Genomic DNA, 6,503 nt, shown 5'->3' with positions numbered 1-6,503 from the left:
CCCTACCACTTATATAAATATAAGTCCATAGCTTCGGTAGTATGTTTATGCCCGATTATTATCCATGCCGGATCGCTCGACTAGTGAGCTGTTACGCACTCTTTAAATGAATGGCTGCTTCCAAGCCAACATCCTAGCTGTCTGTGCAATCCAACCTCGTTTATTCAACTTAACATACATTTTGGGACCTTAGCTGATGGTCTGGGTTCTTTCCCTCTCGGACATGGACCTTAGCACCCATGCCCTCACTGCATACAAACATTTTATAGCATTCGGAGTTTGTCAGGAATTGGTAGGCGGTGAAGCCCCCGCATCCAATCAGTAGCTCTACCTCTATAAAACTATGTATACGCTGCACCTAAATGCATTTCGGGGAGTACGAGCTATTTCCGAGTTTGATTGGCCTTTCACCCCTACCCTCAGGTCATCCCAAGACTTTTCAACGTCAACGGGTTCGGTCCTCCACTATGTGTTACCACAGCTTCAACCTGCCCAAGGGTAGATCACACGGTTTCGCGTCTACTACTACCAACTAAAGCGCCCTATTCAGACTCGCTTTCGCTACGGCTCCGGTCCTTAAGACCTTAACCTTGCTGGCAACAGTAACTCGTAGGCTCATTATGCAAAAGGCACGCCGTCACCCCAGAAGGGCTCCGACCGCTTGTAAGCGTATGGTTTCAGGTTCTATTTCACTCCCTTATTCAGGGTTCTTTTCACCTTTCCCTCACGGTACTGGTTCACTATCGGTCTCTCAGGAGTATTTAGCCTTGGCGGATGGTCCCGCCGGATTCATACAGGGTTTCACGTGCCCCGCACTACTCAGGATACCACTATCTCAACTTCCTTTACCTATACCGGGCTATCACCGTCTATGGCCACGCTTTCCAACGTGTTCTAGTTCATCGAGTATTAAATGTTGTGGTCCTACAACCCCGTACCTGCCGTAACAGATACGGTTTGGGCTATTGCGCGTTCGCTCGCCGCTACTAGCGCAATCACTTTTGTTTTCTCTTCCTCCGGGTACTTAGATGTTTCAGTTCCCCGGGTTCGCCTCCTTGCGGATACTATATCTTCAATATAGTGGGTTGCCCCATTCGGAAATCTGCGGATCAACTTGTATGTGCCAATCCCCGCAGCTTATCGCAGCTTATCACGTCCTTCATCGCCTCTGAGAGCCTAGGCATTCCCCATACGCTCTTACTTTGCTTATTGTACTTTTTTGCTCTTTTAATGAGTATTCATACTTTATATGTGTAAACACATACAAAGATTTTTAATTTAATTATTACTTTTCTCGTATTCTTTATTCTCAATATGTCAATGAACGTTTTTCCGTCAACAGTAAAAGTATGATGGCAGCAAAAACTATTTTATCATCCTTAAAAAACAGAACAATATCCTTGGTTGTTTTACTACCTATCAATCCTTAAACCTCAAGAATCGCGGAGTGTATCGGAGTCGAACCGATAAGCATATCCCGAAGTAAATTCAGAATGTGCTAGTCCCATAAAATGACTAAAACTCTATTTCAATATGTAATGAACGTATATTTCCGAAGAAATATAAAAAATGGTGGAGAATATCGGAGTCGAACCGATGACCTCCTGCGTGCAAGGCAGGCGCTCTAGCCAGCTGAGCTAATCCCCCATTTTATTAAGTTGCCGGTTATCAGTTAACAGTTATCAGTTAATTGATGACCTATACGTCAACTTGGGATACCCAACTTCTAAAATTTCCTTTCAATATGTACTAATGAACGTTTTTAAATTAAAAAATATACAATCGCATATCTTAAATCTAAAATCCTTTTGTAGTCTCAGGCAGACTCGAACTGCCGACCTCTACATTATCAGTGTAGCGCTCTAACCAGCTGAGCTATGAGACTTTCTCAGTCCTTAGCTTTCAGTATTCAGCAATCAGTTTTGATATACTGGTACTAAAGTCTTTAAGACTTAAAAAATTAAAATTGACAACTAAACCAAGAAAAGTACCCTATTTTGAAAAGCTATAAGCTTCTCGTCGCACTCTCTCTGCTCTTGCGAGCTTTCTCTAGAAAGGAGGTGTTCCAGCCGCACCTTCCGGTACGGCTACCTTGTTACGACTTAGCCCTAGTTACCAGTTTTACCCTAGGCCGCTCCTTACGGTGACGGACTTCAGGTACCCCCAGCTTCCATGGCTTGACGGGCGGTGTGTACAAGGCCCGGGAACGTATTCACCGGATCATGGCTGATATCCGATTACTAGCGATTCCAGCTTCACGGAGTCGAGTTGCAGACTCCGATCCGAACTGAGATAGGTTTTAAGGATTCGCTCCACCTCGCGGTGTGGCTGCCCTCTGTACCTACCATTGTAGCACGTGTGTAGCCCAGGACGTAAGGGCCGTGATGATTTGACGTCATCCCCACCTTCCTCACAGTTTGCACTGGCAGTCTTGTTAGAGTTCCCGACATGACTCGCTGGCAACTAACAACAGGGGTTGCGCTCGTTATAGGACTTAACCTGACACCTCACGGCACGAGCTGACGACAACCATGCAGCACCTTGTAATGAGTCCGAAGAAGGGCTAGTTTCCTAGCCTGTCCCACTACATTTAAGCCCTGGTAAGGTTCCTCGCGTATCATCGAATTAAACCACATGCTCCACCGCTTGTGCGGGCCCCCGTCAATTCCTTTGAGTTTCATTCTTGCGAACGTACTCCCCAGGTGGGATACTTATCACTTTCGCTTAGCCACTCAGACCGAAGTCCGAACAGCTAGTATCCATCGTTTACGGCGTGGACTACCAGGGTATCTAATCCTGTTCGCTCCCCACGCTTTCGTCCCTCAGCGTCAATACAATGTTAGTGATCTGCCTTCGCAATCGGTATTCTAAGTAATATCTATGCATTTCACCGCTACACTACTTATTCTAACCACTTCACATTGATTCAAGACGACCAGTTTCAATGGCAATTCTATGGTTGAGCCACAGACTTTCACCACTGACTTAGCCGCCCGCCTACGGACCCTTTAAACCCAATGATTCCGGATAACGCTCGGACCCTCCGTATTACCGCGGCTGCTGGCACGGAGTTAGCCGGTCCTTATTCTTACGGTACCGTCAAGCCCCCTCACGAGGGGGTGTTTCTTCCCGTATAAAAGCAGTTTACAACCCATAGGGCAGTCTTCCTGCACGCGGCATGGCTGGATCAGGCTCTCGCCCATTGTCCAATATTCCTCACTGCTGCCTCCCGTAGGAGTCTGGTCCGTGTCTCAGTACCAGTGTGGGGGATCCCCCTCTCAGGGCCCCTACCTATCGTAGTCTAGGTGAGCCGTTACCTCACCTACAAACTAATAGGACGCATACTCATCTCTTACCGTAACCTTTAATTATAAAAACGATGCCGTTATATAATACTATATGATATTAATCCAAATTTCTCTGGGCTATCCCATAGTAAGAGGTAGATTGTATACGCGTTACGCACCCGTGCGCCGGTCGTCAGCAAGTAGCAAGCTACTCCTGTTACCCCTCGACTTGCATGTGTTAGGCCTGCCGCTAGCGTTCATCCTGAGCCAGGATCAAACTCTTCATCGTGTAATCTTAAATAATATTCAAGTATTACGAAAAGCTCTCTCTCAAAAAATTCTCAGGTACTATTCTTAGTTTAGTTTCAATACAGATAGCGCTCTTTCGATTGCTACCCATACGCTGTCAATTTCAATATATCAATGAACTTTTAATTCTATTTCTCTCGGTACTCCGGACCCGTGTTTTAAGTCACTCATCCGTTTAGCGGGTGCAAATATACAACCCTTTTTTAAACCTGCAAGCAAGTTTCAAAATAATTTCAAAATAATTTCTGAACGTTGTTTTCTCCACACTATGCCCTCCAGATCTCTCCTTCAAAGCGGGTGCAAATATACACTCTTTTTCTAACCTGCAAGCAAGTTTTAAAATAATTTGAAAATAAATTTAAGAACGTTGTTTTCTTTACACTATGCCCTCCAGATCTCTCCTTCAAAGCGGGTGCAAATATACACCCACTTACTTTTATAAAACAAACTTATTCCAACCTTTTTTTTAGTTTTTAAGACCAAAATTCCCAACTCCCTGAAACTAGTATTCTTATCCTTAAAAGTTTTTTTCGACCTACCTATACCTATATATATAACCTCTTTTTAAAGCTATGCGACAAAGAGCTCTCCTTAAGAGAAGAAAGCCCTTCGGTACAATTTGAAGAAAACACCTTTCCAGACTTTATAGCCATCTTCCTTCAAATCACTCAGGAACCCACAAATAAGAGGTTTCAACAACTCAATGCCTAGTGTTGAATTACTATATGCTAATAAACCAACCTAACGAAAGCTGCGTTAGGGATTAAGGCGGCATCCTTTTTTGCCCCTCGGCTACCCTCGGGGTACGGGTAACTCCAATGCAACTAAGGCGCAAACAAATGCTCTATTCTAACAACAAAAAAGATATAGCCGAAAGCCCGACCCCAACACGCCTGCTCTCTATACCAAAGCCTTACACATAATTATAAAAACAACACCTTATCAAAGACAACTATAGATAAGGAAGGGGAAACGCCCCAACTACTTTTGAGGCTGTACAATACGCTATATTATTTCGTCTTTTTGTTCCAATGCGAGGTGAGATCTAGATAATCAATATCGAAAGCTGGTTCTTGACGCTCCAATTTATTGGACTGGAACGAACGCTCCAGAATATCTTCTATAAGGTAATCTTCTTTATCGTCGAAAGGTTTGTATTCCTCCTTTATGGAAATATCGAACAGATTGGCAGTCGTGTTATACCAAAACGCACGCCAACCGGTACGTAACTCTTTTACAAGATCGAATGCAGTGCGTCCCGTTTGCCGATGAATTAGCTTTACCAGGATTTGTCCTTCGGTGCGGGTGAGTTTTTTTAGCTTCCCAGAAAATTCTTCTTCTACGTATTTTTGGATTCGTTTGGTGTAGCGTCTTCTATCTCTTTTCTTTTCGATGGTTTTAAGGCGCTCTGACATGGTGGTAAGGCGTTCTGATGCCAATTTAGCATAGGGATATACTTTTCTGGTCTTGCGACGCAAGATTAAATACCTGCGACGATCCTCTTTGGAATTGAACTCTAATTTATTGAGCAAAACTACTTCATCCAAATCTATAAATTCTCGTGGGATGGTATCACCTTCAATAAGGTAATAGAAAGTTGTGAGGCTATCACTCTCCTGCTTTAACTCTTCAAGCGTTTGTCCGTAGGCAGAAACTGTAACAAACAGGGCTATGTATATGTATGAAAATATCTTCAATGGAATGTTTTTATTATTTTAAACCAAAACTGTTCCAAAATTAAAAAATTGTATGAGCTTACTAGTTTATAAATTCTTAATTTTGAAAATCATCATACTAATTCTAGCATTCACCTACTATGGCAAAATCTATTCTGAATAAAAAATCACTTACATTCTTAGAAAATTACCTGAATAATGCTGCTCCTACTGGCTATGAGTGGGACGGGCAAAAACTATGGATGGACTATTTAAAGCCGTATGTAGATGAATTTATAACCGATACCTATGGGACAGCTGTAGCTGTTATTAATCCAAAAGCTACATACAAGGTCGTTATTGAAGGTCATGCCGATGAAATTTCCTGGTATGTAAACTATATAAGTGACAATGGATTGTTATATGTGGTTAGAAACGGAGGTAGCGATCACCAGATTGCGCCGTCTAAAATTGTGAATATCCATACTAAAAAAGGTATTTTAAAAGGTGTCTTTGGCTGGCCAGCAATTCATACCAGAAACAAATCCAAGGAAGAAGCTCCAAAGCCAGAGAATATTTTTATAGATGTAGGCGCTTCAGACAAAGACGAAGTTGAGAAAATGGGAATTCATGTAGGATGTGTAATTACGTATCCAGACACATTTCATATTTTGAATGACGACAAGTTTGTTTGCCGTGCTCTGGACAATCGTATGGGCGGATTTATGATTGCTGAAGTAGCACGTCTCTTAAAAGAAAACAAAAAGACGTTGCCGTTTGGATTGTACATCACCAATTCGGTACAAGAGGAAATTGGTTTACGAGGAGCACAAATGATTGCTGAAAGAATACAACCCAACGTTGCGATCGTAACCGATGTTACCCACGACACCACTACCCCAATGATCGATCAAAAGAAACAAGGTGCCGTAAAACTGGGTGAAGGTCCTGTGATTGCATACGCACCTGCCGTACAACAAAAGCTGCGCGATCTAATTACTGAAACTGCCGAGAAAGAAAAAATCCCGTTTCAACGCGCCGCACTTTCCAGAGCAACTGGAACCGACACCGATGCATTTGCATATTCTGGTATGGGGGTTGCTTCCGCTTTAATCTCATTACCCTTGCGTTATATGCACACCACTGTAGAAATGGTACACAGAGACGACGTGGAAAATGTAATCAAGCTTATCTATGAAACCTTACTTCAAATGAAGGATGGAGAGACGTTTAGTTATTTCGATTAATATTT

General features: G+C 42.9%; 2 protein-coding genes, 2 tRNA genes and 2 rRNA genes (1 of these 6 running past the window's edge). 1 reads left to right on the top strand and 5 read right to left on the bottom strand.

Translation table 11 applies throughout. The features are described 5' to 3' along the window. The 5 genes from ACQ2HF_RS10745 to ACQ2HF_RS10725 all read right to left on the bottom strand — a co-directional run. A 23S ribosomal RNA gene (locus ACQ2HF_RS10745) occupies window positions 1-1,212 on the bottom strand (it extends 1,613 nt beyond the left edge of the window). A 358-nt stretch (window positions 1,213-1,570) separates the two neighbouring features. Then, window positions 1,571-1,647, bottom strand: a tRNA-Ala gene (locus tag ACQ2HF_RS10740). A 164-nt stretch (window positions 1,648-1,811) separates the two neighbouring features. Further along, window positions 1,812-1,885 (bottom strand) — tRNA-Ile (locus ACQ2HF_RS10735). A gap of 168 nt (window positions 1,886-2,053) precedes the next feature. Beyond that, window positions 2,054-3,576: ribosomal RNA gene (locus ACQ2HF_RS10730) — 16S ribosomal RNA — on the bottom strand. The 16S and 23S rRNA genes sit together here with 2 tRNA genes alongside, the layout of an rRNA operon. Window positions 3,577-4,606: 1,030 nt before the next feature. Beyond that, complete coding sequence (locus ACQ2HF_RS10725; RefSeq protein WP_432410418.1) at window positions 4,607-5,293, bottom strand: DUF4294 domain-containing protein; 687 nt, start codon at window positions 5,291-5,293, stop codon at window positions 4,607-4,609. Between the two features lie 119 nt (window positions 5,294-5,412). Here ACQ2HF_RS10725 and ACQ2HF_RS10720 point away from each other — a divergent pair, with 119 nt between their 5' ends. After that, complete coding sequence (locus ACQ2HF_RS10720; protein WP_432410417.1) at window positions 5,413-6,498, top strand: M42 family metallopeptidase; 1,086 nt, start codon at window positions 5,413-5,415, stop codon at window positions 6,496-6,498. Window positions 6,499-6,503: the final 5 nt, after the last annotated feature.

This window comes from Rasiella sp. SM2506, from assembly GCF_050859505.1.
GTDB lineage: Bacteria > Bacteroidota > Bacteroidia > Flavobacteriales > Flavobacteriaceae > Marinirhabdus.
The sequence above is the reverse complement of the archived record's forward strand: the minus strand, read 5'-3'. Positions and strand labels throughout refer to the sequence as shown.